This is a genomic window from Dyadobacter jiangsuensis, from assembly GCF_003014695.1.
In the GTDB taxonomy this organism is placed as follows: Bacteria; Bacteroidota; Bacteroidia; order Cytophagales; family Spirosomataceae; genus Dyadobacter; species Dyadobacter jiangsuensis.
Map to the genome: position 1 here is coordinate 122,019 of NZ_PYAS01000001.1, position 24,896 is coordinate 146,914.

The window sequence follows — 24,896 nt, forward strand, 5'->3', positions numbered from 1 at the left end:
CGCGATGAAAGGAGAAAATTTCAGCACAACGGTTCTGGTGGATGAGTCACCGGTGGAAGTGTTTGACGCCATTAACAAAGTTCGGGAATGGTGGTCGAAAGCAGCAAAGGGAGATAGTGTCCTGCTGCACGATGAATTTATGGTAGATTTCGGCCAACACTGGTGGGCGCTCAGGATCATCGAAACGGTTCCTGCCGAAAAAGTCGTATGGCAGGTTACCGGCAGCTATATGCCCTGGAATGAAGACAAGCACGAATGGACAGGTACAACTCTTGGTTTCGAAATATCCCGGGAAGGCCGACAGACCCAATTACGGTTTACCCATTTCGGTCTGGTACCTCAATTTTCCTGCTTTGCCGGCTGCTCAAAAGGCTGGACCGGTTATGTTCAGATCAGCTTGAAAAATCTGATAACTACCGGCGTGGGCACGCCTGATTATCCCTATTAAAGATCCTAACCGCAACGCTTCGGAAATACTTCGCCGAGCGGCGTGAAATTCATGCATGATCATAAAACCTGATAAGATAACGATGTTACTAAGAAACAAGAATGCGGTGATTTACGGAGGCGGTGGCGCCATTGGCGGAGCCGTAGCGAGGGTATTCGCAAGAGAAGGAGCGAATGTGTTCATTTGCGGCAGGACGCAATCCCGGCTCGATGTAGTAGCTGCCGACATTGCCGCAATGGGTGGGGTAGTCGAAACTGCGGTGCTCGATGCGTTTGACCAACAGGCGGTACAAGCACATGCGGATGCCATCGCGGCCAAAACCGGGCATATCGACATTGCGTTCAACGCGGTTAGCGTCGTGCACGACCAGGGGACAATGCTGAGGGATTTGTCGTTGGAGGATTTTATGTTGCCGGTTGACGGATTCCTTCGAACGCTGTTTATCACCAGCAAAGCGGTTGCACGGCATATGGGGGGTAAGCACCCCGGTGTGATACTGACCATTTCTACACCGGGCTCCAAGATGGCCGCGCCCGGCGTCCTGGGCCATTGTGTCGCCTGCGCCGGAACGGAAGCTTTTTCAAGAGTATTGGCAGCTGAACTCGCACCGGAGAATATCAGAGTTGTTTGTATACGGTCGCATGCCATCGCGGATGCGCCTGCGGCGGGTTCCTACACCAAAGATGTTTTCGCAACACAGGCATCATACAAAGAGGCCGGTGGCGAGCAGTCGGTAGCAGAATGGCTGCCCGGTTCTCCTATGGCCCAGGGCACCATGCTAAAACGTTTGCCGATGCTCTCCGAAGTTGCCGAGACGGCTGCGTTTCTGGCTTCGGATCGCGCCGGCGCCATGACGGCAGCCATAGTGAACGTCTCATGCGGCGCCATCGTCGACTGAGACGGGGGCCGGAGCTCGTGTCGATTGCCGCGCTCCGCTCGGCCACTTTGGCGTGTATGAGGTGCCGGTTCGGGCGATTATCAGTTTTGAACTACCACTTTAAATACGTCATTGCCAACACTCAGAAGGTAAAGCCCGTTTTGTAAGGAGCTCGTATCCAAAGGCTTTGTTGGGAGTACGGAAGATTCAAGAACGGAAATGCCCTGTGAATTCCTGATGAAATAGGGCTGGTTCCTGTTTTTGCTCACAATGTGAAGCCTGCCGCGTGACGGATTGGGATACACTTTTACCATGCTGTTGCCATCCCGGACAGCAATGATTTTAGAGTATTCGAATGCGCCGTCGAAATCCAGTTGTTTGAGCCGGTAATAGGTAACGGCAGCAGGGTGGGGATCGTGGAATGAATAGGTATTGGCCACTTTTGAATCCGCATTCCCTTCCACAAAACCGATCTTTTCAAAAACGACCGCATCCTCGCTGCGCTCAATTTCGAAACCTTTGTTTTGGATTTCCGAAGCGGTTTTCCAGGTCAACCGATTTCCCTCGGAAGTGTTTCGCCCTTCAAAACTGACGAGATCAACCGGCATGATCGCAAGGCACGTTTCTGAATTGACAATGGCAGGCCTGGAAGCGCAGCCAAGGCCATTACTGGCAATGTTGGCAGTATTGGTCGGGTCGGCCAGGTAAAAGCAAACACTTTTTACGCTGCAATCCGTGAGACTTAGCGCGTATAAGATAGTTAACTCGGTAATGCCCTCAGGATCGACGTCGTCAAGTCCGGATAAACTTGTTAGCCCGTCGCCGGTTATGTTAATTTTTTCGATTGAAGTAATGCCATTCAACCCGCTTAGACTGGTCACGGAATTGGCGCTGATGCTAAGCCTTTTAATCTTCGCGGCGGGGTTCAACCCGATGAAATTTTGTAATGTCCCATTGCTCACGGAAAGTTCTCCAAAACTAGTCACCGTTCCCAACCCTTCCAGGCTGCTTATCGGGCCTGAAATAAACAGGCCGTAACGGATGGTAGTAAGCGATGACAATCCGTTGAGGCTTAGCAGGCCGCCTGAGTCAAGCCAAAATGCCCATATTTCGTTGACCGAACCCAGTCCCGATAAATCCAGCAGACTGGGATTGTTGCTGACAAGAATCTGATGGATGTATTTAACCATATTCAGGGTGCTGATGTCGCTCAATTTAGGATTGGCGAGGAACCGGATATAATATAGCGTATCCGTATCCGGGAGGCCTGCCAGGCTTACCAGGTCCGGATTGAAGGCCAGTGAAATACCCCGGTAAAAATCCAGGTTGGGCAGCCCATTTAAATTAACCAGTTTGGTATTGCTTAAAGCAAGGGTATTCCCGATATGGGCAAGGTTGGTCGCACCCGTAAGCGAAGTCAGTGCAACGGCGTCTGTGATGGAGAAATTCCCATCAACAGAATTCAATGCTGTCAGGCCTGTTAAGTTGGTAAGTTGAGGAAGCTTTTCAATAAAAATATGCCCTGTTTCAAAGTCCCAGAAAAGAACCGTCGTATCAAATTGAACGGTCGTTAATCCGCTCAATCCATTCAAGTTTTGAAGCAGCGGAGAGGAGCCGATAAATAAATTGCCTTTGATGGTGGTGATAGCGGAAAGGCCATTCAGATTAGTAATATCATTCCCGCGAATAGTGACTCCACCGGTGATTGAAGTACAGCCCGGAAAGGTAATACCAAAGTTATCAATGCTGGCCTGTGTAGAGAAACTGACACCTCCTGGCGGGCATAATGGCGCGGGACCTTCCACAAAAATGATGTCCGAGAACGAAATATCGCCATTCAGTTTTTCTTCTTTTACCCGATAGTAATTCTGATATCCGGGTGCTGTATCATCGTAATTGTAATTCTGCGGATTGGGTGAATCGCCATGGCTATTCACAAATCCAATGGCTGTAAATGCAAATGGTGTCGTGCCCCGCTCAATAGAAAAACCTTTTACGGCGTTTTCGGAAGTCGTTTGCCAGGTGAGCTGGATCTGCGTACCTGTTTTGGTGCCCTGTAAATTAACGATATCCGTCGGTGCCGCTACTCCCTGGCAGGTTGGCGACGAGGAAATTCCTGTGTAATTACAATCCGGGCCATTGTTGAATACGTCGAAAGGCCCCGTGCCATTTACCAAAAAGCGGCAGATGCTCTGGATGTTGCATTTTGTGAGGTTTGGGTTATTTATGATAAGCAACCCGCCAACAGTTTCAATCGCATAAAGATCTACCAGCGTGGTAATCGAGCTATTGGTAATACCGAGCGTGCCGGTAACGGTCTTCAAATTCGGCAAACCGCTGAGGCTTGAACATTCTATAAATGTGAGTTCTCCGACCGTGGTAACATTTTCGAGACCGCTAAATCCATGACTTCCGGTTACCCGAAGCGTTATCGGCAAAGCGGTAATGGAGCTGAGCGCATTGTAATTCGAGATGCCTTTGTAGTCCCAGAAAGCACCGAGGGAGGTGAGCGATTCCAGCCCGTTCAGGCTCGTCAGGCCCGCATCGGCACTAATTGAAAGGCCTCCCATGGATGTGATCGAGTCGAACCCATCCAGGTCAGTCAGCAGGGTACAACCTGATACGGCCATTGCGTAGCCGACGGTTTCCAGTGACTCCAACCCTGTTACGCTCGTCAATGCATTACATTGGCTGATCGTAAAGAATGCTGCAATGCTTTTGAGGTTATTCAGGCCGGTCAGGTTCACCAATGCGGGATTGTTGGTGATCATAAGCTGCCCTCCTGAAAAGTCAGGGTCCAGCACGATCTCGGTCAGTCCGGAAAGGCCTGTCAAATTCGTTAATAGCGGATTATTATTGATTGTAAGATCACCGGTAATAGAAGTAATGGCCGATAAGCCATTAAGATTAACAATATCTGACCCCGAAATCGTTACCGGCCCTGCAATTTGGGTACAGCCCGGATTATTTGTATTGAAATTATCAATGCTGGCCTGGTTATTAAAAGTAAGACCACCCACTCCGCAGGTTTGGGCATTTGCGATGCCGAGCGACATCAATAGAAAGGTTAGGAGAGTAGTTAATTTTTTCATAGCCGTTAAAAATTAATGTTATTAACAATGGATTTTTAAACTAACTAGCAATTACTAGTTAATAAACCGGCTGTTTACAAAGAACTACTGTTAAGTGGTTAATATTTAATTGCTTAGCGCTGATTGAGATTCTGATTGGAATTGTAAAATCGTTTGTTTGGTCTGTCTGGCTATTCCGCAAAAACTGATTTAAATACTGTTTTTGTTTTGCCGAAATCTTCAAGATAGATCGGTTGTCTGATCATGAACTTTTAGGATATATGCCGGCAGGCCTTCCTCTTAGTTCATGTTTTTTACGCGTGTTTGCGGATTCCGCCCCATGCGTTTCAGAATTTGGTGGATCACTCCAACTTGCCGGGTGAACCATTTGAGCCCGTCATCCAGATCTTTGAGATCCTGTTCGGACACGTTTAATAGTTCCTGATTCCGGGGGTGGGAAAGGCGGCTTTTTGTGGATACGGCGTTGCGAAAATTCAGCCAGTCGGGCTGATTGAATGCGGCTTCCAAATCTTTTTCAACAAGCTTACCCACCATGCGGAACGTGAAGCGGGTGCTGTCGATAATGCTCATGTGGTGAGGGACAATTCTTGCACCGTTGATCCCGTCGAACTCGTAGGATTCACCGCGCAGCAATGCAAGTTCACCTGCCCAGAATTTGCTTTCCGAGTCCGGCAGCAGTCGGTCACAGCATATTTGTCTGTGCAGCCAAAGAATGGTTTCCACGGATGCAAACACGTTGTGGTAGCAGCTCCTGCGCATAAATTGCGAGTCCGGTGCCGGAACGAACAGGTTATGAGTTGCGGCCAAATCTGAGAGAGACTTCTGGATTAAGTCAAGGCGGTTGGAGAGAATCATAGCATTGCGTTTCATCAAATATATTGCCTTTTGGTTACGAGTGCTAAAATTCGCAGCAGGCAGATTACAAAAAACGCCTTCCCAATCCAGGAAGGCGTTTGTTCTATTACTCAACGTAAGTGTGTGAAAGCGTTTGCGATCGCCCCTTATCGAATCATTGCCTGCAAATGGGGCGTTTCACAGCATATGACTGTTGAGTAGTGGCGGGTTATCGGGTGATCAACAGGTTGGAAATGCCTTGTTCTCCGTCCGCATCCCGGGCACTTACCAGGTAAATCCCCTTTGGTAGCATGCTCACATCGATGACGCTTTTCCCCACTACTTCTTTAACAAGCTGCCCTGAGTGTTTGTAAATCGATATTTTGAGAGAGGCAGGCGAGGATGCTGTACTGACATGCAATTCATCAGCCGCCGGGTTGGGATAGACGTTCAGGGTCATGCCGAACTTTACAGCCTTGATGCTGCTGAATGCAAAAGTTCCATCCAGATCAATCATTTTCAGGCGATATAAATTTTGTCCCCCGCGCGGGCTTGAATCGGTGAAATAGTAGTGGTTGGTCTGCTTGGTAGTGCCTTTGGCCTCGACGGTGCCTATTGCGGACCAGGATTTGCCGTCGGTACTGCGCTGAATTTCAAACTCGCGGCTGCCTGTTTCCTCGGTCGTAGTCCAATTCAGGTTGGTGACTTTACCTTCCGTCGCAGCCCCGAACGATGCCAGCGTGACGGGCAATGCGCCCTCGGCATAAGTATACACGACGCAGGCTCCCGCGCTCACGTAGGTTTGAACGGAGGTTTTTAGATTTCCCGATCCGGTAAACGCCACGCTGCTTTGCGCGGTAGTCGGAATCGAGAACGTGTCCCCGGCCGAACCTACAAAGTTGGCGTTGATAATGCTCTGGGAACTGGTGTTGCGGGCCGGATACCCGTAAGCAAAGGAGGCCCGGTTATAAAAAGTCGCCCCGGAAGCGCCATCATAATCCTCCTGGCCGTCATAATCGGCCAATGCGCCGTTAATGGTCACATCGCTGTTCATCACGAACGACGGCGGATTGATGGGCATCGTCATGGTAACCTTCCCGGCCGTTGTAATGCTGTAAGCGTTGGCAGTACCCGTGTTTTCTATTCCGATTAACGGGTGGTATACCGATTCTGCCGCGAATAGTTTGACATTCAGTGGGATAGGTGCTACGGTCGATTTGGGGAGCAGCAGGGCCTGGGACCATTCTGTGACAACCGATTCTTTTTGCGTACAGTAGGTGATCGTATTGGCTTTGGGAGTTAATCCAAGTCCGAATTCGTTGATCGTTTCGTTGTCGCCAATCGTGAATTCGGGCGAATAGTTAGAATCGTCGGCCGCGCTGCTGACGGTGTTATCCGAGCCTACCCGCTGTGTGGTAGGTGCAAATCCGTCGGAAGGGTAGATGTACTCGATGATGTAAGTTCCGGCATTGGCTTTAAGAGAGAATTCGCCGGACGCATTACTCAAAGCCGATGCAACTACCTCGAATGACCCCGCATCCAGCAGGTTTACGAGAATCCCGGCGACCTTCTGTTCAGAAGCCGCTCGTATTCCATCGTAGGGTTTGGCTTCCTGCCAGACAGTCCCGTTGATATTGCTTGTCAGTGGTGGAACTGTCTGAGCCATCGAGGCCGCCGAAAAAGAAAGGCATGCCAACGTGAACGTAAATGTTTTTAGCATTGGTGTTTTAAGTTTTGTGGATTGGTAATTTGAATTATTGGAATAGCCTGTATTTGGAACAGTTTATTTTATGGTGGGATAAACTAATTATTTTGTGCAGCCTTATTGGTAGTGTTTCGGTGCATCAAAATTACTTTGCCAAAAAGCATCATAAATACCTATTTGAAGGTATTTATACACCCGGTTACATAATTTTTATTGTATATTTAATTGAGTATCTTGGATAATACCAATCGATTAGAATGTATTCTAGGTGTAGTAGGAATTAATTCGAATTTTCTCGAACCTGTTTATTTTATCGTAGTTGCGATTTGCGAGATGATTAATTGCCCGATATTTTGAAAAAAACAGAGTAGGTTTTGGGAGAATATTTTTTCTATTCTAAAATAGAATGGTTGCTTGTATTAATTAGAAGCATTTGGCAAAATAGCCTGGATTTGTTTTTGATCAACACTTCTTTTAATGAAGTATGGGATCCTAGATTAATTTATTTTTAATCATATAAATAATCAGATCTGAAATAGAGTTGAAGTCCGATTTGGTTAATATATTTCTCCTATGTGTTACGATTGTATGCTTGCTGATATTGAGCTCGTTAGCGATCTCTGTTACCGATTTTCCCGCTGCCAGAAGCTGTAAGATCTCCAATTCTTTCTTCGTTAGTTCGATCTTCTGATGATTGTTGCGGCTTTTGGTGAAAATCTGCTGAATGGTCGTTGATAGGTATATTTTTCCTTTTTCGTAATTCTTTATGCATAGCATTACCTCCTGTACGCTGTCAATCTTGCTCACAATACCACCAATGTTTAAGGCTAGCAGCTGATTCAATAGGATCGGACTTTCCAGGCTGGTGAGTATGATAATCTTACTGGAAATAAATATGTCTTTAATTTTTTTGATTACATTTTCTATCTGTGTGTCGGGTAGAAAATAATCTAGAAAAACATAAAGTTCTTCCGAATGAATGGTTTGCAGGTGATTAAGGAGTGCCAACGGATCGTCGAAATTTCGAACCGATTGAAATTGTCCGGTCTCTTCAAGGAAAAGCGTAAAAGTCATCGCAAACATTTTGTGATCTTCCAGGATAACGACATTTTTCATATGAATCTGTTGGGCTTAGTCGGGCGGGTTATTGTATTGAATAGTATATTCAGAGCGCGAAATTACCGGATTGTGTAGTGAAATAAATACCTTCATAAAGGTATTTTCGAAAATCGATACTCCGGCTTTTTTCATGTTGTATCTTGCATGCTAATCGTCGGGAATCCTGCCTGTAACTCGACGATTTTGATAACCCTCGTTAAGTTTTTTTGAATCTATGAGATTGATCCTCTGTATACTTCGCATTATTGTGCTGCTGCTTTTTGTTCCGGTCGTTTCGTCCGCGCAAATCAGCACCGGGCTTTACAGAGATCTCCCTGATTCACTTAAACCGGCCGACAGGCTCCATCTCAAAATTCCTGAGGTAAACAAGATCTTGAAACATTGGTTTAAGAATGCCGGCTGGAAGGCCTCTTACTACGACGAAGCGGATTCACTCTGTTTCAGATACGCGGGTAGCTACCGGCGGTTAAGGACCGTCAGGGAGCAATGTGATTTTGTCCATACCATATGCGGCTATCTGTACTTTTCTTCGGAACGCGCGATGGAGGTCGACGAATCCTTGGTGGAAGAGGACGAGATTCTGCCTCCTGCACAGGCGACTATGGGCCTGCGCTACTGCGAAGTGTTTATCAATAATTTTCCGGAAAAGTCGATATTTAATGAGCACTTCTTACCTAATATCTTTCTGTATAAGGCGCATTTTCTGATGGCTCAGCGCAAGCATAAGGAAGCCTATTACGCCCTGCTGCAGTCGAAGGAAATAGCGGCCGGAAAGGCTATCACTTCGAGCATTTCGATCGCATTTTCTTCGCTGGGATACTTATCGGAAACCCTGGGACTTCCGGAAATGGCCATCCGGAATTACGACGAAGCTTTGAAGGTGATACGGAATGAACCGGCAGCGGCCTGGATCATCGGTCAGCGAATCTATTGTCTTTACGGAAAGCAGCGAACGTTTTTTTTCGATTACGTGAAAACAAACAATCCGGTTCTGGTCGACAGCATTCAGCGACTGCATAAAAGTATCGGGTCGTTCCCGCGCCAGTACAATGGCGCCATGGAGGCCGAATCGCATGTGGCGCTTGCCGGCGTCAGGTATTATCAGGGGCGTTATGCGCAATCCATTGCGCATGTGGACTCTGCCATAGCTATTTATCCCAACCTGCAATTGAGGGGGCTGCTTCAAGACGCGATTGCATACAGGGCACTGGGAAGCATCCATTCCCGCCATGTAAAAGAGGGGAGAAAGCTATTGAAACAGCTTAATTTTTCGAAGGTCCGGAGCCCGGTGATCGGCAGAATGCTGGAAGACCTTTACAGCTTGTCTGTTTTGGATGGCGATTACAAGGCGGCTTCGAACTACCAGCGGTATCTGCTGACTTACGTCAAACGAAAGGCCAGGCTGGAGCTTCGGGGCAGAAGCATTGAGTTGGAGCAGATTTACCGTGTCAGGGAACAGGAAAACCGGATCAGCAAACTCCAGGCGCTGCAATACCGGAATATGGGGATTGCAGTCATGGTTGTGCTCATGCTGATTATCGTTTCGGTGACGATTTACTACCGATACCGCATCGGGAAGGTGAGCAGCCGCAAGCTCATTGCGCAAGTGGAACGAATGACCGAGCTGCAAGCCATGCAGATTGAAGAGGCCAGGGAGTTTGAAAGAAAGCGGCTGGCGCAGGACCTGCACGACGATTTTTCGGCATCTATTGCGGCGAGTATCAGTTACCTGCAAATCAAGGCCAATCAGGCGGTGACCGAGGACGCCAAACTCCGGGCATTGACGGTCCTCAATATGTTGAAGGAGAGCTATGACCGGGTCAGACAGCGGTCGTATATGATGTACTGGGAGGACCAGACCGCGGGATTTTTAAAGCGGATCGAGGCCATGGTACATATTCTCTTCTTCGGTACCAACATGGAAATCAGCCTGGTGAGCGATCTGGGAGGATTCGAATTGAATGCCGATAGCAAAGCTACTATCTTGCTCATCCTGAAAGAATCGATCACCAATATCATACGGCATGCAAACGCCACGCAGGTTGAAATCACATTTTTTGTGGATATGAATACCCTGATCCTGGAAATTTCAGACAACGGCAGAGGCGTCGGTAACAGGCAATATAGGAAGTCGCTGGGGTTATTGTCGCTGAAAAAACGAATGGAAGCGCTTGGCGGCTCGTTGAGCATCGGCAGCCAATACCCCAGCGGAACGGTGATAGCCTGCACTTTCCCGCTGGCCGCGTGCGGCAGCTTCCCGGCGGAGCACCCCGGCCTTTGATGCCATCGCAGATGCTTGTTACTCACTAGGTTGATTGACTGACTCTATGATTCGTTCGCCAGAACGACCTAGTTCCTGCTACTCAAAAGATTTTCTGAACGCATCCATTCAATCAGATCGTCGAACCAGACCCGGAACGGCGGATAGGTGAGAAACCCATGTTCCCCTTTGGAATAGATGTGCAGCGCACCGCACACGCCATTTTTTTGCAGGGCGTTGTAAAATGAGATGCTGTTGGCAACCGGAACGACCACGTCTGCTCCCGAATGGTTGAGGAATGCGGGCGGGGTGGCTTGGGTCACCTGCAATTCGGTTGAGAACGAACGGATCATCTCGGGGGAGGGGTTTTTACCCAGCAGGTTGTCGCGTGAGCCGATATGTCCGGTGGTATCGTTGAAGCTGATCACCGGGTTGATCAGGATCATGAAATCAGGTCTTAAGCTGGTTTTTCCGTGTTCATCGATATAGCGGTTTTTAAAATGCGTTCCGGCAGTGGAAGCCAGGTGGCCTCCTGCCGAGAAACCCATGATGCCGATCCTGTCGGGCGTAATGCCGAATTCCCTGGCGCGTTCCCTGACGGTCTTGATCGCCTGCTGCGCGTCCTGGATAGGACCCAGAGCAGTCTGTTTCATGATCCGCGCGTCGGGTAGCCGGTATTTGAGCACAAATGCCGTAATGCCCAGCTGGTTGAACGCCCTGGCCACATCGCTCCCCTCGCGCTTGGTGAGTAATGTGCCGTAGCCGCCGCCCGGACAAATGATGACCGCGGTTCCGTTCGGTTGTTTCGGTAAAAATACAGTCAGGCCGGGAATCGAGACGTGCGATGTGAGCGAATCGACGGTCGCATTGGCGGCCAGAGTTTCCCTATCGGGTGCTTCGATGGCATTGGGAATGGGCCCGGGATACAGGCGCATGTAGCGTTGTGCGACGCTACATGCGCTGGGGAACATGATTCCGGCCGCGATAAAATACGGTGTTAATCTGTGCATTTCAGGGTATTTTGGCATCGGTAACTGTGAGTACTCCCTGCATGACGCGCCAGTGCCCCGGGAACGAACAGATAAATGGATATTCACCCGGCTGCGCAGGCGCTTTGAATTCCAGCCGGAAGGTTTTCCCGGAATTGACCAGCGGGGTCGCGAACAAAACATCCGGTGTGGAGGGTACGAAATGCTTTTCGAACCCGTCTTTCAAGCTCGCCATAGCGTCTGCCGCCTCACCGACTTTTTCGGCGGTGCCGGGTTTGACAATGACGACATTATGCGGCATCAGGTCGGGATTTTCGAACACGAGCGTCACCGCTCTTCCCGCCGGTACGGAGATTGCTTTTTTATCAAAAGCCATTTTCGCCTGAACGGCTATCAGCCTGATTTCGATCGTCCCCATGTTTTCCAGCATGGATAGTACTTCTTTCCGGTCTGTTTCGGGGACCGCATTCACCATCCCTTTCATCGCATTCACCGCCGCAGCAAATCCCGGTGAGTTCTGAACCGTTTCGGGCACGGTTTTCAGCGAGGCTACCAGGCTCTTGGTCGATTGCGTTTTGGCTTCGCTTTCGAGTGTCATTTTCATCAGCAATGGGTATGCGGTTGCGGGAGCCCGGGGGGCGAGTTCTTTTACTTTCTGGAAGTAAGAAGCCTTTAAGCCGGCATCCGGCAGCATTGAAATGCCTGTCAGGTACGCGGCTGTTTTTTCGCCAATGGCTTTTTGCAATGCTTGTTCCGGCTGGCGCGCGATGATCAATGCCGCAATACCGGTGGCCTGCATGACCTGGCTGGTGTCGGCGTCGATCAGCCTGGTGAGTTCGGGCGCACTGGCCTTCAATTCCGCTGGTTCGGAGGCGAGCAGAAGTTTGACCAGTTCCCGTTGGGCTGTGCCTGGCTGGTTCGTTTTTCTGGTTTTTTCTTCCTCCTTAATGGCATTGAGAAGCACTTTCACCTTTCCGGTCTGCTGGTTTTTCGCGAGACGGTTTACGGCTTCGGTCTTTTTAGTCGGGTCGACATCCGGTCGGGTCAGCGTAGCGGTGAGTACCTCGTTCGTCTGAGGCAATGTGGCGAGTTCCTGCGCGTTGGCAAGTGTGAGCAAGTACCGCTGCGCTTGCTTCGTGTTTTTACCAAAGCTCTTGCCTTGCTTCATGCCACCCAGCCAGATCGGTTTCAGAAACCGAAACGTTTCGTGCATGGCGTAATCCATGTAATAGTCGCTCGGATACTGGAAAATGTCCGTAGCGGCTGTCACTGCTTGTTCCGAATTGAAATGGCTCAATGCGACGATCGCCTCGATCCGGACGCGGGGCGACGGATCGTTCAGCTGTTCACGCATCAGTTCCAGCGAGCCGGGAATGCGGTGGCGCCAATGTAGCAGCACTTTCGTGGCGGCAGCACGGGCCTGGGGTTCTTTTGCATGGAGCAAGATTTTTAGGATGCCGGGTTCCACCACATCGAAATCCTGAAAGAGCCACAATCCTTCGAGTAAATCATGTTCGTACTGCGGGTCTTTTGGGTCCAAACCTGCAACCCATTTTTTTAACTCCGGCAGTACTTCCGAGGCTTGTTTTGCACGGATTTGCCCACGCGAGCGGTACCGGAAACGATCCTCATATACTTTGAGGTTTTCGAGGAGTTGCGGCACACTCTGGCCCGATACGTCGACTACTTTCAGCGCGGGTTTTCCTTTATAAGTGATCCTCCACACCCGGCCGTGCGATTTATCGCGGGCGGGATCTCGCGGCGGGTTTTCGCCATGGGAAATGAGTGGGTTGTACCAGTCGACGATATACAGACCGCCATCCGGTCCGAACTCAATATCGATCGGGCGGAAATTGGGGTCTTCCGATTGCAGAATGGCCTCCACCTCCTTGCTGCCGATGCCCGAGCCGCGCGGGATGATGCGGTGCTGTTTCGTACCCTGAAAGCCAATGTTGTTGTTAACCAAAAAGTTACCCTGTACGTCGTCTGGAAATTGCCTGCTCGACACGATTTCGATACCCGCGGTCGGTCGTACACGCGTCTCGGTGAACATTTCAATGCGCGGATGCTTGTCGGGATAGGTGACATTGCCGGTCATGGGCGGAGCAAAATAGTTGGAGCCGTCGGAAGCGTCGCCGATCAGGTGGGTGCCCCATTTATCGAAAATACTGCCCCAGGGGTTGTAATAGGGGTAGGAAATGTAATGCGTGAGCCTGGCTGTGCGAGGCTCGTAGCGATACGTCGCGCCCGCGTAGGAGCGTATGGGCCCGTACGGCGTTTCGACCTGAGAATTCAGGAACGTGCCTTCATTGAAATACAATGCACCGTCCTGCCCGAAAGTGAATGCGTGCGTGGCATGGTGGCTGTCTTCCGAGCCGAAACCGGTCAGGACGACTTCACGGACATCGGCCTTGTCGTCGCCGTCGGTATCTTTCAGAAAAAGGATATCCGGCTCCTGTGACACGTACACGCCGCCATCACCAAACTCGAAGCCAAGGGGCAGATACAGGTCGTCCGCAAAAACGGTGTGCTTGTCGGCCTTGCCGTCGGCATCGGTGTCTTCGAGGATCACGATCTTGTCGTGCACCGGAATGCCGGGGAAATATTGCGGATAAGTAGGCATCGTGGCCACCCATAGCCTGCCGCGGGCGTCGAAATTCATCGCCACGGGCTTTTCGATCGGGAAATCCTTTTCGGAGGCAAACAGGTTGATCTGGTAGCCGTCGGGCAGTTTGAACTTGTCGGTGGTAGCGGGCCACATTTTCTCGTGGTGGGCATGTGCGGCCGCTTTGGCTGCTTCACCCTGGCGGCCGGTCATCGGTATGTCGGGCGTCAGCATCGGATCCACGGGCTTTCCGCGGCGGTCCACGATTTCAATGGCTTTCGGAAAGGCCGCAGCGTCATGGCTTTTCCCCATTTCCCAGATCACCGAATCCAGGGAGGCGGTCATCTGGTTCAGTTTGCGGAGTTCCGGCGGGAATGCGATCACGCCGAAGGGCTCCCTTCTGCGGCCGTAGATGTACTCGCCGTTCACAGCGCGCCAGCGGTAAAAGAAGTGGTCGTCCTTCATTTTGATCACTGCCAGCAGCTTCCTGCTGTTTTCCGTGTTCCAGTCAGGCATTTTTCCGAACCCCAGCGACCGGGCCATCCACTCGGCCGCCTGTTTGTAACCCGCATCGGTGAGGTGAATGCCGTTGATAGTCAGCTTTGGCCGGCCTTTTTGCTGCATACCGGCAAGCGACGGCGTATAGAGGTCAATGAAGAAAATCCCTTTCGCAGACGCCGCTTTCTGCATGGATTTGGTATACAGTGCCAGGTTTTTGTTGTGCTCAGCCGGGTTGGGGAAATGCTCGCCCATGGCCTCGTGCGCGATCGGCGACACAAGCACGAGGGCAGGGGCGGAGCGGCCATTGTACCGGTTGTTTTGCAGATTTTTGATAAACACATCGAGGTCTTTTTCAAACTGCGGCAAGCCCGCAGGCCCTTTGAATGCCTCGTTCATGCCAAAGCATAGAAAAATAATGTCTGCCTTCTGATCGTGCAGGTCCTGGTTCAAACCTTCGAAATTCAGCGCCACCGGCATCACGATCCGCTCGCCCTCGTGCGTGAAACCCTGGAACTTTACTTCCTTTTGCCCTTCGGTAAGCCGCTTCGTCTTTTCCCCGAACCCGGGAAAGTTCAGCGGCCGCGGCTGTAAGCTCACCTCATCGGCACTCCATCCCATGTTGCGGAGGGTGAGCTGCCAGTCGGGGAAGCTTTTTTGGAGCAATGTTTCGAAATACCCGTAATGCCGCATCCGGTCGGCGAAGGTATTGCCAAGCAGAATGATGCGGTCACCTGTTTTTGGTGCAAAACCGGGATTAGGCGCCTGTCCGGCCGCCGGTGCCGCAAAAATGACCGACAGCAATAGGAAAGCCGGGAGCAAATGCTGAAATGTGAACTTCATAGGAAATGCGGTAAATGGCTGTTAACTATTACCAGCCGTTGTTTTGTTTCAGTTTCGGGTTTTTCTCGATCTCGCGCTGCGGAATAGGCATGAAGTACATTTTTTCCTGAAAAACGTAGGGAATGCCGTCCACGGGTTTGGGATTATAGGTGTAAGTGCCATTGGCATTTTTGGTGATGTACATTGCGTGAAACTGCTTGCCGTTCAGCACTTCTCCGGCGATCTTCCAGCGCCGGAGGTCCCAGTAGCGTTTGCCTTCGAAGCTGAGCTCGATATACCTTTCGTGGCGGATTCGCTCACGCATTTGCGCTTTGGAAAGGCCGGCCGGCAACTGGTAGGGGGCCAGCCCTGCCCGCTGGCGCACCGCTTCCACGGCCGCATACACAGAGGCGTCGGGAGCATTCAGCGCCTCGTTTTGCGCTTCGGCGTAGTTCAGAAGCACCTCCGCGTAGCGCAGCTCGGTCCAGTTCTGGTCGCTGCCGGCCCCGCCGTAATAGTCTTTGTTGGTTTCGTTCATACCTTTCCGGATCAGGTAGCCTGTGATGGTCGCGTAGGGCAGGTTAATGCCGTCAATCGGGGCGCCTTCGTACATATAAATGGCTGAGCCGAAAAACGTGGCGCCGTTGTACAGTACCGTCGCGTCGAATCGTGGGTCGCGGTTTTTGTAAGGATATGCCGGGTCGTAACCGGAGCCCGTCTCGTTGATCGCTTTTCCATTCTTCATTTCAAATGCGTCGATAAATTCCTGCACCGGGCTGCGGTTCACGGCGTCCTGCTTGGATTGCGAATCGGGCTGGCCCCAGGAGTCCCAGCCATGCTCACGGAACGGTTTCTGAAACTGTACACTGAAAATCTCCTCCTCATTATTTTTGTCGAGCATAATGTTCCGGAAATTACTGTGCAGCTTGTAGTTGCCCGCTTCCATCACTTCCTTATTGACCTTCGCGGCCTTTTGCCACCGTGCCGCGTCGCCCGCCGGATTGTATAATGTACTCGCCCAATAGGTGAGCACGCGGCCCAGGAATGCCTTCGCCGAATGCTTATTGGCCTTACCCACATCGACGCCCCTGCTTCCATGCGTTTCCGGCAAAAGTGTAACGGCTTCTTCCAGTTCTTTCACCACGAAGTCGAAGCTCTCGTCGGTGGTTTGCTTCGCGACGAAAAGGTCGTCGTCGAGCCCTTGCGGTTCGGTAATGATGGGTACGCCGCCATAGCGTTTGATCATATTGAAATAGAGCATCGCCCGCAGGAATTTTACCTGTCCCTTGAAGCTCGTTTTTTGTTCGTCGTCGATATTCGCCGCGTCGATTTTGTCCAAAAACATATTTGTTTTTCGCACCGGCCCGTAAGCCCAGTATTCCATCGGGTTATTGTCCGGGAACCATTGGCCCTGCACCACATTCCGCGGGCCGCCGCCCCAGTAGCAGCGCGATTCGTCGGTGATGTTATCGTAAAGGTTGCGCTCGAAGGCCGGGACGTCGAGGTACATATTGTTGACAAAAAGCTGGATCAGCGCCGGGTCCTGGAAGACATTCTCCTCGGGGATGGAGCTGGTGGCCTGGCGGTCCAGGAAATCTTTATTACAGGCGGTGGTCATAAGGATCGTTACAACCAGCAGTGTTTTGGCAAATATTTTTGTCATGACTGTAAACATTAACTGATTAGAAAGTTAGGTTCAGGCCCAGGTTCAGCGTGCGCTGCTGCGGGTAGTAGGTCCCGGTGGTGTTCTCGATCTCGGGGTCGAACATCTTCATTTTCGACCATACGAAAAGGTTGGCTCCCGAGAAATAAACCCGCACATTACCCACGCCTATTCGTTTGACCAGATCCGACGGCAGCGTGTAGCCGAAATCAACCGATCTCAACCGGATGTAGCTCGAATTGCGCAAGTACAGGCTGGATGTCAGGGAGTTGTTCGGATTGGGGCCCTCCCAGGGTCTCGGATACAATGCGTCACGATTCTCCGGCGACCAGTGATCCAGCAGGTCCACGTACGTATTGCGTGAGCCGCCCTGGAAAAAGTCGCGGGCTGCGCCGTAAAGCACCTGCCGTACACGTCCGGCTGCCTGGAAAAGTACATTCAGATCGAAGCCTTTCAATGAACCTCCAAATGACAATCCGCCGATTATTTTCGGGACATTGTTGTCCATCGATATGATGGTCAGGTCGTTCGCGTCCACTTTCTGGTCGCCGTTGATATCGGCGTATTTAACGTCGCCGGCTTTTTGTCCGCCATTAAACTGCGGCAGGTATTGGCCCACTTCTTCGTCCGTCTGGAAGAATCCCAATGCCTTGTAGCCGGTAATGAAGCCCAGCGGTCGGCCGGTTTGCAGCAGGTAATCGGGTGTATTGGCCGGCTCGTCGAGCGTGATCACCTTGTTCTGGGAGAAGCTGCCATTCAGTTTGATAAAGTATTTCAATGCCTGGATGCTGTTCTGGTGGCTCAGCATCAGCTCAATACCTTTGTTGTCCACCTTGGCATAGTTTTCTGCCGGCAGCTGAGCACCCAGCGTGCCCGGTATCGAGCGGATGCGCGTGCGCAGGATGTTGGAGGTTCTTTTGTAAAATACATCGACCTCGAATTGCAGCTTGCCTTTCCACAACGAACCTTCCAGGCCAATATCGGTGATGGCCGCCGTTTCCCAGGTAACGTTCGGGTTCGGCAGAATGCCCGGCGCGATGCTGGATAGTCCTTCCGCGCCCGAGACAATTGTGCCCGACGGATTGTAAACCTGCGCATACTGGAAGGTAGGATTACGAAGCAGATAGCCCGTGTATACATTGCGGTCGTTGCCGACCATACCATACGAAGCGCGAAGTTTCAGATTGTCGACGAATGCCAGTCCTGCCGCGTCTTTCAGGAAGGGTTCTTCAATGATGCGCCAGCCGGCAGAAACGGCCGGGAAGAAGCCGTACTTTTTGGATTCGGGAAATGCCACGGAGCCGTCCCTTCTAAACGAGGCTTCGAACAGATAGCGCTGCTGGAAGCTGTAATTGACCCGCACGATGGCCCCACGCCGACCATCGGTAAATGATCCGCCGTTCGCGTCTTTCTGGCTTTCGCCGCCGTACAGGAATTCGTCGAGCCCCTGGGCGGGAAAATTGGTACGGAAGCCGTAAAAGTTATTGCCTTTGGCATCGAGCTGCTCGAAGAGGAGCAGGCCGCCTACCTCGTGCGGGCCGAAGCTGCGCGAATAGTTGAGCGAGGCATTGAGCGTGGTCGTGTTATACTCGCTGAACGATTGCGTCAATGCCGTTTTGCCATTCCAGCCGCCATAGGGATAGATTTCCAGCGTATTACCGTCGGCATCCTGGCGGTTCATGAAAATGGGGACATTATAATGCTTGTTGTTGGAATACTCGCGGCCGAACGACGCACGACCCGTCACAGAGAGCCCTTTTACAAAAGGCAGATCATGCTTAACGGTGAGCGTAGCCTGCAAAATGTTGTTACGCATGCGGTTGTAGCCGGTTTTGATCTCCTCCACCGGGTGCTGCTCGCGGGTGTAGAAGATGGTACCGTCGGGGTTGTAGGCTTTGTCGAGCGGGTAGGCAGCTACGATGTCGTCGAAAATCGATTCGGGCGAGTAGCCGCTTTGGTTGGTATTGCGGTTGCTGGCGTCGATATCGGCGGATATGGTGAAGTTCTTATTGATTTTGGCGTCTACATTGGTGCGGATCGAATAGCGCTGGAAATTAATGCGGTCGTACATCCCGTCCTGATCGAGGTAGCCCAGCGAGAGGAAGTACCGGATCGCGTCGGACCCGCCGCTGACGCTGAGGTTCTGCTGCGTTTGGAAGGATTGTTTTTTCAGCGTATTGCCGTACCAGTCATATTCCGGAAGCACGCCGGTGCGGATATCTTCCAGCTCCTGGTCGGAGTACTGAATGGGCTTGCCCAGGTTCTGTACGGCCTTGTTTTTGGTAACGGCATACTCATAGGCATTCATCACACGCGGGTATTGCGTGGGCTGCTGGATGCCCGCGAAGCCATTGTAATGGAAGGTCGGCTTGCCCGTGGCGCCGCGCCTGGTGGTGACGAGGATCACGCCATTGGCCGCTCTTGACCCGTAAACGGCCGTCGCGGAAGCGTCTTTGAGAATGGAAATGCTTTCGACTTCATTGGGGTCGATCTGATCGAAGGTCCGGATAATGCCGTCGACGACGATCAATGCGCTGTTGTCGCCGAACGTGCTCGCCCCGCGGATGGAAATGGACGAGCCAGCCCCCGGTTTTCCGTTCCCGTTTACGGCAATGAGCCCCGGCAACCGGCCGATCAGCGAATTGGTAATATTGGTAGCGGGTGTTTTGAGCAGCTCCTTGCCTTCCACAGAAGCCACAGAGCCGGTGAGGTTCACCTTCTTTTGGGTGCCGTAGCCGACTACCACCACCTCTTGCAATGCTTTCAAATCGTCTTTCAGGACAATATCCATTGTGCTCTGGCTACCGACGGGCATTTCCTGGCTAAGGTAACCCACGAAAGAAAAGATCATCGTACGCTCGCCGTCGGGAATGCTCACTTCGAAATTTCCTTCGGCGTCGGTCAGCGAGCCGCGCTGCGTACCTTTCACCACAATGCTCACACCGGGCAGGGGTGAACCTTTTTCATCTTTGACGGAGCCCCGGATATTCCGGTCGACCGGGCGCTGTTCCACTTCCGGCTGCTGAACGGCAGGTTTTGGATCGACAGAAATGCTGAGTACCAACTGATTGCCAGACACTTCATAGGAGATACCCAGCGGCTTGAAAAGCGTCTCAAGAACCGTACTCAGCGGCTCATTCTGAACATGCAATGTGACCTTACGCTCTGCGGGGATCACCTGTGGGCTGTACATGAAACGCACGGTAGCCTGGCGGCCGATCTGCCGGAGCGCCAAACTCACTTTTTCATCGTCCAGGTCCAGTGAAATCCGCCGGTTCAATAATTCCTGGGCCCGGCTGTCATTGGCTACAACCAGTGAGGTGCACAGGATTGACAGGATCAGCTGATACATTGATATGCGCATGATTTGGAGTAAAATCCTGATCGGTTTCGTATTAATTTTCATAGATTTGTATGTATGCTTTTTTGAAAAAATGAGATACAAAGGTTCCCTGCTCCGGTTTTGACGAACCGGACTACTGGCAGCAATCAGACGGGGAATCAGGACAAGCCGGGGATGTTACAGCATCGTCGGCTTGTTTGGCTTTTATCAGGGCGGATGGCCGGATGGGATCATGAGCGTTGGGTTAAGGGTAGGGAAAGGGATTGCTTAATGGCAGGAGCTTCCGTGGATGATGATCTGTCCGTCGATCAGCTCATAGCGTGCCTGAATGGCCTTGCATATCATCGCCAGCTTTTCGAACAGCGGTTCCTGGCCGAGTTCGGCGGTGAGCTGGCACCCGGCCAGCAGGTCGGCATCGTAAATGATCTGGACTTCATATTGCTTTTGCAGCGATTCGAAAACCCGGGCAACCGGCGCATTCTCGAAAACCAGGTTGGCGGCAACGGGCTGCCCGACCGGCGCAGGGTTTTCGATGAGCGATCGTTTCATTTTCTGCTCTTCGCGATGGTATACGACCTGCTGATTGGGTAGGAGGACCAGCTCGTTCTTTTCGGGCTCGCGGGTTTCGTCGCGAGCTGTGTTTGCGGCTACGGTCACTTTCCCCGTTTTTACCACCACCCGCACATCCTTATCACCATCAAAGGCCTTCACCGTGAAGCTCGTACCCAAAACGGTGGTAACAATATCGCTCGTGTAGACTTTAAACGGGCTCTCCGGATTTTTGATCACTTCAAAAAACGCCTCGCCGTTCAGCCGTACCTCGCGTTCGGCTTTGACGAACGCAGCCGGGTAGCTGATCCTGGTTTTGCCTGAAAGTCGGACCGTACTGCCGTCTGGAAGAGAAACCAACCTCGTTCCGCCGCCGTCATGGGCGACTTCTACCCATTGGTCGGTTTTGTGTGCGCTATCGGGCCCGTGTGCGGTACGTGGGCCGGCCGGCCTGGTCAGCGGGTTGCCGAAGAGCAAAAACAAGACCAGCATGCAGACCAATGCGCCTCCTCCCAGCCAGACCGGGCGAAGCCAGCGTCGCGTGGATTCCTTGTGTTCCGGATACTGGGTCGCCGATTTTCGGGCAGCCGAGAGGCGCTGCAATTCCATTTCCAATTCCTCTTCGCTCAGATAGTTCTGCGCGTGGTGAATTTCTGAAATCAGCGTTTTGGCTTTCGAGACGATCGCCGCGCGCTGCGGATTGTTGCGCAGCCAGTTTTCCCAAAAAGCATTATCTGCCGGCTGCTGACGAAGCACCCACCTGCAAAAAGCCTCGTCTGCCAGGAAATCCTTGATATCGTATTGAGCGTAATCCTGCATTTTTCCGGTTTCAGTGAACTATCTACATTGAAATAGTACACCCCGGGAAGCTGATACCCTTTTTATGATAAAAATTTTAGAAATAATTTTATTTAAATGAGATGAATGGATTTAAACGGCTTATTAGCAGGATTGTAAGTCGAATGGTTGGGACGAGAGAAACAGAAAGATAATCTGGGGAATGATTTGTGAAAATGAAGGAAGGTCGTTTTTCAGCTGATTGATTGCCCGGTAGATGAAATTCGCAACCGTCTGTTTTTCAATGTCCATTACTTTGGCAATCTCTTCGTTGGACAATCCTTCATAAAATTTAAGAAAGATCACTTCCTGCTGGCGCCTGGGCAGCCGGTTGATCGCATTGCGGATCTCCCGCTCGTTTTGCGACATGGACTCGGAGCTGATCAGCATTGTTTCGACCGTGAGATTATCCGTGAAAACATCGCAACTAGCTGCCAAATCGACCGAATCGTCGAGGCGCGTATTTACTTTCAGTTTTCGCAAGAGGTTGTTACGCAATGCGCAAATGAGGTAAACCGTGACGTAAGGAGTGTCGGCGAGGCGGGTCCTGCGGTACCACAGTTCCAGAAACAGGTCCTGGATACAATCTTTGATCAGCTCGGTGTCTTTCGTAAACCTGGTCGCGTAGTTGAACAGCAGCCGGTACCTCCGCCTGGCCAGCTCATCGAACGCCTGCTCGTCATTTTCGCGGAAACGGTTCCATAGGTCAGCTAACAATGGCTCATCTACGGGTATAGGCGTTGATTTCTTCATCTGCGATTTCGTTGAAGCTTCTGTCAACCGAAGTCCGCAGAAGGATTTTTCTACTGTTTACCCATCATGAGCCGCAGTTGGATGCCTATGGTGGTGAGGTTTAGTCGCTGCGCGGTGCTTGTGCCGAGCGGGTATTTGATGTATGGCTCAATTTCGATGGCGATCTTTGGGCGCTGATAGCTGATTCCCAGCCCGAAATAAAGCGGGCTCCCCATGGCCCACGTACGCTTTTTGTCGTTTTCGGTGACCGAGCTGAGTTCTTCGATGGTTTGGGTGGAAACGAGTACCGGCCCACCACCGGTTTCTGCGTAGGTCGCAATCGTCCGCCGGGTTTTATAAAGGTAGTCTGCCTGTTGCCCGATAGTGCTTTGCAGGGCAATTCCTCCCGAGGCGGTGAGTCCGAGGCTTTTGAAAGTTCTTAGTTTGTATTGGATTTGTAAAGGGATTTCCAGGTTAAGCCATTGATAACGAACGTGCTGCAATTGTGCTGACCCTTCGGCGGCAACCAGGCGCTCCGGGGCTTCGACGGTCAGTGATTGTTTACTACCCGAAATACCCGCCGCCAATGCGATTTTGCCGGATAAGGGCACGAGCAATGCACCGCCAAGGCCGTAGTTCAGCTCCCGGTCGGTATGCGCAGCGCGGTTCGATTGCGGTGAAACGGCGATACCCCAGCGAATCGGTCGGGCAGGTTGCGGCGGGACCTGCATCGGCTGCTGCGGCAAGGAAATGCGCAATTGGCTGAAATGGAGAATGGGAGAATTGAATGGGCGCGACGGCAGCGGGCCCGGGTTGAAATTGCTGCGCTTCCGATCATAATCTGCCGCAGGGGCTGGATATTCCGTCTGCCGTTCGTCCCTCGCGGCCCCGATGTTGCCCCGGCTGGTCTTCCGGTTTTCGTGTTTTGAAAGTGTTTGTTTCGTGGCAGCCGCTTGCTGAGGAGCTGCTACTTCCGGCGCTGTGGGTGCGGCGGTTGCATTGGCCGCGGCGGTTTCCTCCCGGTTTGCTTGCCTGCCATTCGTGTGTTTTTGCGCAACGGGAGGTTTCGCCGGTATACCCTGGTCCGGGACATGTTTTGTCAGCAAGGCGGTGCCAAAGATTACCAGCAAGGCCGCCGCGCTGAGCCAATAAAACGCCGTCCGTCTCTTGCGGCTTTTGGCAGCACGGAACATTTCAAAATGTTCCCATGCCTCCGGCCGATAGGGTTCGGTATGGTCGCGAAGCTGACCGAGCATTCTTTTGCCTACGGGTTCCTGATCCGACATCTTAATGGCTACCGTTTTGAATCGTTATCATTTTACGCAGGAACTCTTTACCTCTGGCAAGGTATACCCTCGATGAAGAAGTCGAGATATCCAGCATTTTCCCGATTTCTTCGTGGCTGTAACCTTCTACCTCATACAGATTGAATACAACCTTCCACATGGGTGGTAGCTTGTCGAGCAGCCGCAGTATTTCTTCCACCGACTGGCCGTCGGTGATCTCGTCGGTGGCTGCGTAGCTGTCGTGGTGAGCGTCCAGACTTGTGGCGAGGTGATTTTTACGTTCTTTTCTAAAATAGTCGATGGCGGTACGCACAACGATTGCCCGCATCCACGCTTTAAGGGAATGCAGGCCTGCCAGTTGCCGGGGCAGCTGGTCGAATATTTTGAGGAACGAATCATTGACAGCTTCCTGGGCGACCGCATGGCTGGGAAGGTACCGGATGCTTATTCCCATTGCCAGGCCAAAAAAATGTCTGAACACCCATTGCTGTGCTTTGGGATCTCGTTTGGCGCAGCGCTCAATCCAATGCTTTTCATTTGTTGTACAATCAGATAGCCATTCCACAATAAGAGATAACGTTGTAAACCCCGGACGTGCCGGGGCCAACAGGGGATGAAGTGATTGAAAAGGACGCCAGGTTACTTTGGATTGGAAGTGCTTCCGTTGGGATCATCCACCTTGTCTTGTTTCTTGGAGCCATTGGCTATGTGCACAACGACCTCCGACGGATTGATCTCTTTTCCAAATAACTTTTGCAAATCCACTTCGAGCGTGTAGTCGTGCATGGCCGCATCCTGCGCACCGTCGGGCGTGTCGTATGCCACCACAAGCCGGGCCTGCATCGGGTAAGAGAGCATGAGCGAGCCGTCCCAAACGATTTTGTAATGCTCGATGCCGCCGCCGCCGGTTACATTTATTTTCAATGCGTTGCCCTCTCTGGTTACCTTGGTGATTTCAAACGGCGTGCCGTCGAAGGCCTCTCGCCCAGCCATCAATTTGCTATACTCGGCACCATTGGTCTGGACCAATGGCCCCTCATGCGGATCAGGCGAAATGTTGTTTTCCCGGTTGCAGGAAAACGAAACGGAGAGTACGAACAGAAACAGGAATGCGACGCACGTTGAAAGATTTGTTTTCATTTTGCTAACAGATTAAGTTGTTTTTACCGAAGTCGTAAAAAGGCGTTGAAACGCTACTGCCGTGAGAAAGAAAAGTGTAAGGAAAGGAGAAAGATGA

At 51.6% G+C, this 24,896-nt stretch carries 16 protein-coding genes; 3 read left to right on the top strand and 13 right to left on the bottom strand.

Annotated features, from left to right (window positions below):
• Nucleotides 1-4: 4 nt before the first annotated feature.
• Both CLV60_RS00460 and CLV60_RS00465 read left to right on the top strand, forming a co-directional pair.
• Entirely contained in the window at nt 5-448 is a 444-nt protein-coding gene (locus tag CLV60_RS00460) for an SRPBCC family protein (RefSeq protein WP_106593426.1), read from the top strand.
• 82 nt (nt 449-530) lie between these two features.
• Nucleotides 531-1,346 carry an SDR family NAD(P)-dependent oxidoreductase gene (locus CLV60_RS00465; RefSeq protein ID WP_106593427.1) on the top strand — a complete coding sequence of 272 codons (816 nt, stop codon included), beginning with the start codon at nt 531-533 and terminating at the stop codon, nt 1,344-1,346.
• Nucleotides 1,347-1,426: 80 nt separating this feature from the next.
• Here the strand turns inward: CLV60_RS00465 and CLV60_RS00470 are convergent, their stop codons facing one another.
• The 4 genes from CLV60_RS00470 to CLV60_RS00485 all read right to left on the bottom strand — a co-directional run bounded on the left by CLV60_RS00470 (nt 1,427) and on the right by CLV60_RS00485 (nt 8,072).
• The gene (locus CLV60_RS00470; RefSeq protein WP_106593428.1) at nt 1,427-4,417 is read right to left on the bottom strand and encodes a T9SS type A sorting domain-containing protein; all 2,991 of its coding nucleotides are present in this window, start codon (nt 4,415-4,417) and stop codon (nt 1,427-1,429) included.
• A 279-nt stretch (nt 4,418-4,696) separates the two neighbouring features.
• Nucleotides 4,697-5,272, bottom strand: coding sequence for a hypothetical protein (locus CLV60_RS00475; protein ID WP_146151496.1), 576 nt, complete (start codon nt 5,270-5,272; stop codon nt 4,697-4,699).
• A gap of 208 nt (nt 5,273-5,480) precedes the next feature.
• On the bottom strand, nt 5,481-6,971 hold the full coding sequence (locus CLV60_RS00480; protein WP_106593430.1) for a choice-of-anchor E domain-containing protein: 1,491 nt from the start codon (nt 6,969-6,971) through the stop codon (nt 5,481-5,483).
• 477 nt (nt 6,972-7,448) lie between these two features.
• Nucleotides 7,449-8,072, bottom strand: coding sequence for a helix-turn-helix transcriptional regulator (locus CLV60_RS00485; protein ID WP_106593431.1), 624 nt, complete (start codon nt 8,070-8,072; stop codon nt 7,449-7,451).
• Between the two features lie 217 nt (nt 8,073-8,289).
• Here CLV60_RS00485 and CLV60_RS00490 point away from each other — a divergent pair, with 217 nt between their 5' ends.
• Nucleotides 8,290-10,356: a tetratricopeptide repeat-containing sensor histidine kinase gene (locus tag CLV60_RS00490; RefSeq protein ID WP_106593432.1), complete on the top strand. Its 2,067-nt coding sequence runs from the start codon at nt 8,290-8,292 to the stop codon at nt 10,354-10,356.
• A gap of 68 nt (nt 10,357-10,424) precedes the next feature.
• Here the strand turns inward: CLV60_RS00490 and CLV60_RS00495 are convergent, their stop codons facing one another.
• From CLV60_RS00495 to CLV60_RS00535, 9 genes are all read right to left on the bottom strand, one after another.
• Nucleotides 10,425-11,345: an alpha/beta hydrolase gene (locus CLV60_RS00495; protein ID WP_229210755.1), complete on the bottom strand. Its 921-nt coding sequence runs from the start codon at nt 11,343-11,345 to the stop codon at nt 10,425-10,427.
• 1 nt (nt 11,346) lies between these two features.
• On the bottom strand, nt 11,347-15,270 hold the full coding sequence (locus tag CLV60_RS00500) for a PVC-type heme-binding CxxCH protein (RefSeq protein WP_106593433.1): 3,924 nt from the start codon (nt 15,268-15,270) through the stop codon (nt 11,347-11,349).
• A gap of 28 nt (nt 15,271-15,298) precedes the next feature.
• Nucleotides 15,299-16,912: a RagB/SusD family nutrient uptake outer membrane protein gene (locus tag CLV60_RS00505; RefSeq protein ID WP_170118672.1), complete on the bottom strand. Its 1,614-nt coding sequence runs from the start codon at nt 16,910-16,912 to the stop codon at nt 15,299-15,301.
• Nucleotides 16,913-16,931: 19 nt separating this feature from the next.
• Nucleotides 16,932-20,318 (bottom strand): TonB-dependent receptor, encoded by a 3,387-nt coding sequence (locus tag CLV60_RS00510; protein ID WP_106593435.1) that lies wholly within the window; start codon nt 20,316-20,318, stop codon nt 16,932-16,934.
• Nucleotides 20,319-20,522: 204 nt separating this feature from the next.
• A complete protein-coding gene (locus CLV60_RS00515) occupies nt 20,523-21,623 on the bottom strand; it encodes a FecR family protein (protein WP_106593436.1) in 1,101 nt (366 codons plus the stop codon).
• A gap of 123 nt (nt 21,624-21,746) precedes the next feature.
• The gene (locus CLV60_RS00520) at nt 21,747-22,394 is read right to left on the bottom strand and encodes an RNA polymerase sigma factor (RefSeq protein ID WP_106593437.1); all 648 of its coding nucleotides are present in this window, start codon (nt 22,392-22,394) and stop codon (nt 21,747-21,749) included.
• A 50-nt stretch (nt 22,395-22,444) separates the two neighbouring features.
• Nucleotides 22,445-23,659 carry a porin family protein gene (locus CLV60_RS00525; RefSeq protein ID WP_106593438.1) on the bottom strand — a complete coding sequence of 405 codons (1,215 nt, stop codon included), beginning with the start codon at nt 23,657-23,659 and terminating at the stop codon, nt 22,445-22,447.
• 1 nt (nt 23,660) lies between these two features.
• Nucleotides 23,661-24,140, bottom strand: a complete 480-nt coding sequence (locus CLV60_RS00530) for an RNA polymerase sigma factor (RefSeq protein ID WP_146151497.1) — start codon at nt 24,138-24,140, stop codon at nt 23,661-23,663.
• A gap of 158 nt (nt 24,141-24,298) precedes the next feature.
• Nucleotides 24,299-24,799, bottom strand: coding sequence for a hypothetical protein (locus tag CLV60_RS00535; protein WP_106593440.1), 501 nt, complete (start codon nt 24,797-24,799; stop codon nt 24,299-24,301).
• Nucleotides 24,800-24,896: the final 97 nt, after the last annotated feature.

What these genes read in the sequence shown, in the direction of transcription:
- CLV60_RS00460 (WP_106593426.1), top strand. Translation starts at nt 5, where the DNA reads ATGAAAGGAGAAAATTTCAGCACAACGGTTCTGGTGGATGAGTCACCG.
- CLV60_RS00465 (WP_106593427.1), top strand. Translation starts at nt 531, where the DNA reads ATGTTACTAAGAAACAAGAATGCGGTGATTTACGGAGGCGGTGGCGCC.
- CLV60_RS00470 (WP_106593428.1), bottom strand. Translation starts at nt 4,417, where the DNA reads ATGAAAAAATTAACTACTCTCCTAACCTTTCTATTGATGTCGCTCGGC.
- CLV60_RS00475 (WP_146151496.1), bottom strand. Translation starts at nt 5,272, where the DNA reads ATGATTCTCTCCAACCGCCTTGACTTAATCCAGAAGTCTCTCTCAGAT.
- CLV60_RS00480 (WP_106593430.1), bottom strand. Translation starts at nt 6,971, where the DNA reads ATGCTAAAAACATTTACGTTCACGTTGGCATGCCTTTCTTTTTCGGCG.
- CLV60_RS00485 (WP_106593431.1), bottom strand. Translation starts at nt 8,072, where the DNA reads ATGAAAAATGTCGTTATCCTGGAAGATCACAAAATGTTTGCGATGACT.
- CLV60_RS00490 (WP_106593432.1), top strand. Translation starts at nt 8,290, where the DNA reads ATGAGATTGATCCTCTGTATACTTCGCATTATTGTGCTGCTGCTTTTT.
- CLV60_RS00495 (WP_229210755.1), bottom strand. Translation starts at nt 11,345, where the DNA reads ATGCACAGATTAACACCGTATTTTATCGCGGCCGGAATCATGTTCCCC.
- CLV60_RS00500 (WP_106593433.1), bottom strand. Translation starts at nt 15,270, where the DNA reads ATGAAGTTCACATTTCAGCATTTGCTCCCGGCTTTCCTATTGCTGTCG.
- CLV60_RS00505 (WP_170118672.1), bottom strand. Translation starts at nt 16,912, where the DNA reads ATGACAAAAATATTTGCCAAAACACTGCTGGTTGTAACGATCCTTATG.
- CLV60_RS00510 (WP_106593435.1), bottom strand. Translation starts at nt 20,318, where the DNA reads ATGAAAATTAATACGAAACCGATCAGGATTTTACTCCAAATCATGCGC.
- CLV60_RS00515 (WP_106593436.1), bottom strand. Translation starts at nt 21,623, where the DNA reads ATGCAGGATTACGCTCAATACGATATCAAGGATTTCCTGGCAGACGAG.
- CLV60_RS00520 (WP_106593437.1), bottom strand. Translation starts at nt 22,394, where the DNA reads ATGAAGAAATCAACGCCTATACCCGTAGATGAGCCATTGTTAGCTGAC.
- CLV60_RS00525 (WP_106593438.1), bottom strand. Translation starts at nt 23,659, where the DNA reads ATGTCGGATCAGGAACCCGTAGGCAAAAGAATGCTCGGTCAGCTTCGC.
- CLV60_RS00535 (WP_106593440.1), bottom strand. Translation starts at nt 24,799, where the DNA reads ATGAAAACAAATCTTTCAACGTGCGTCGCATTCCTGTTTCTGTTCGTA.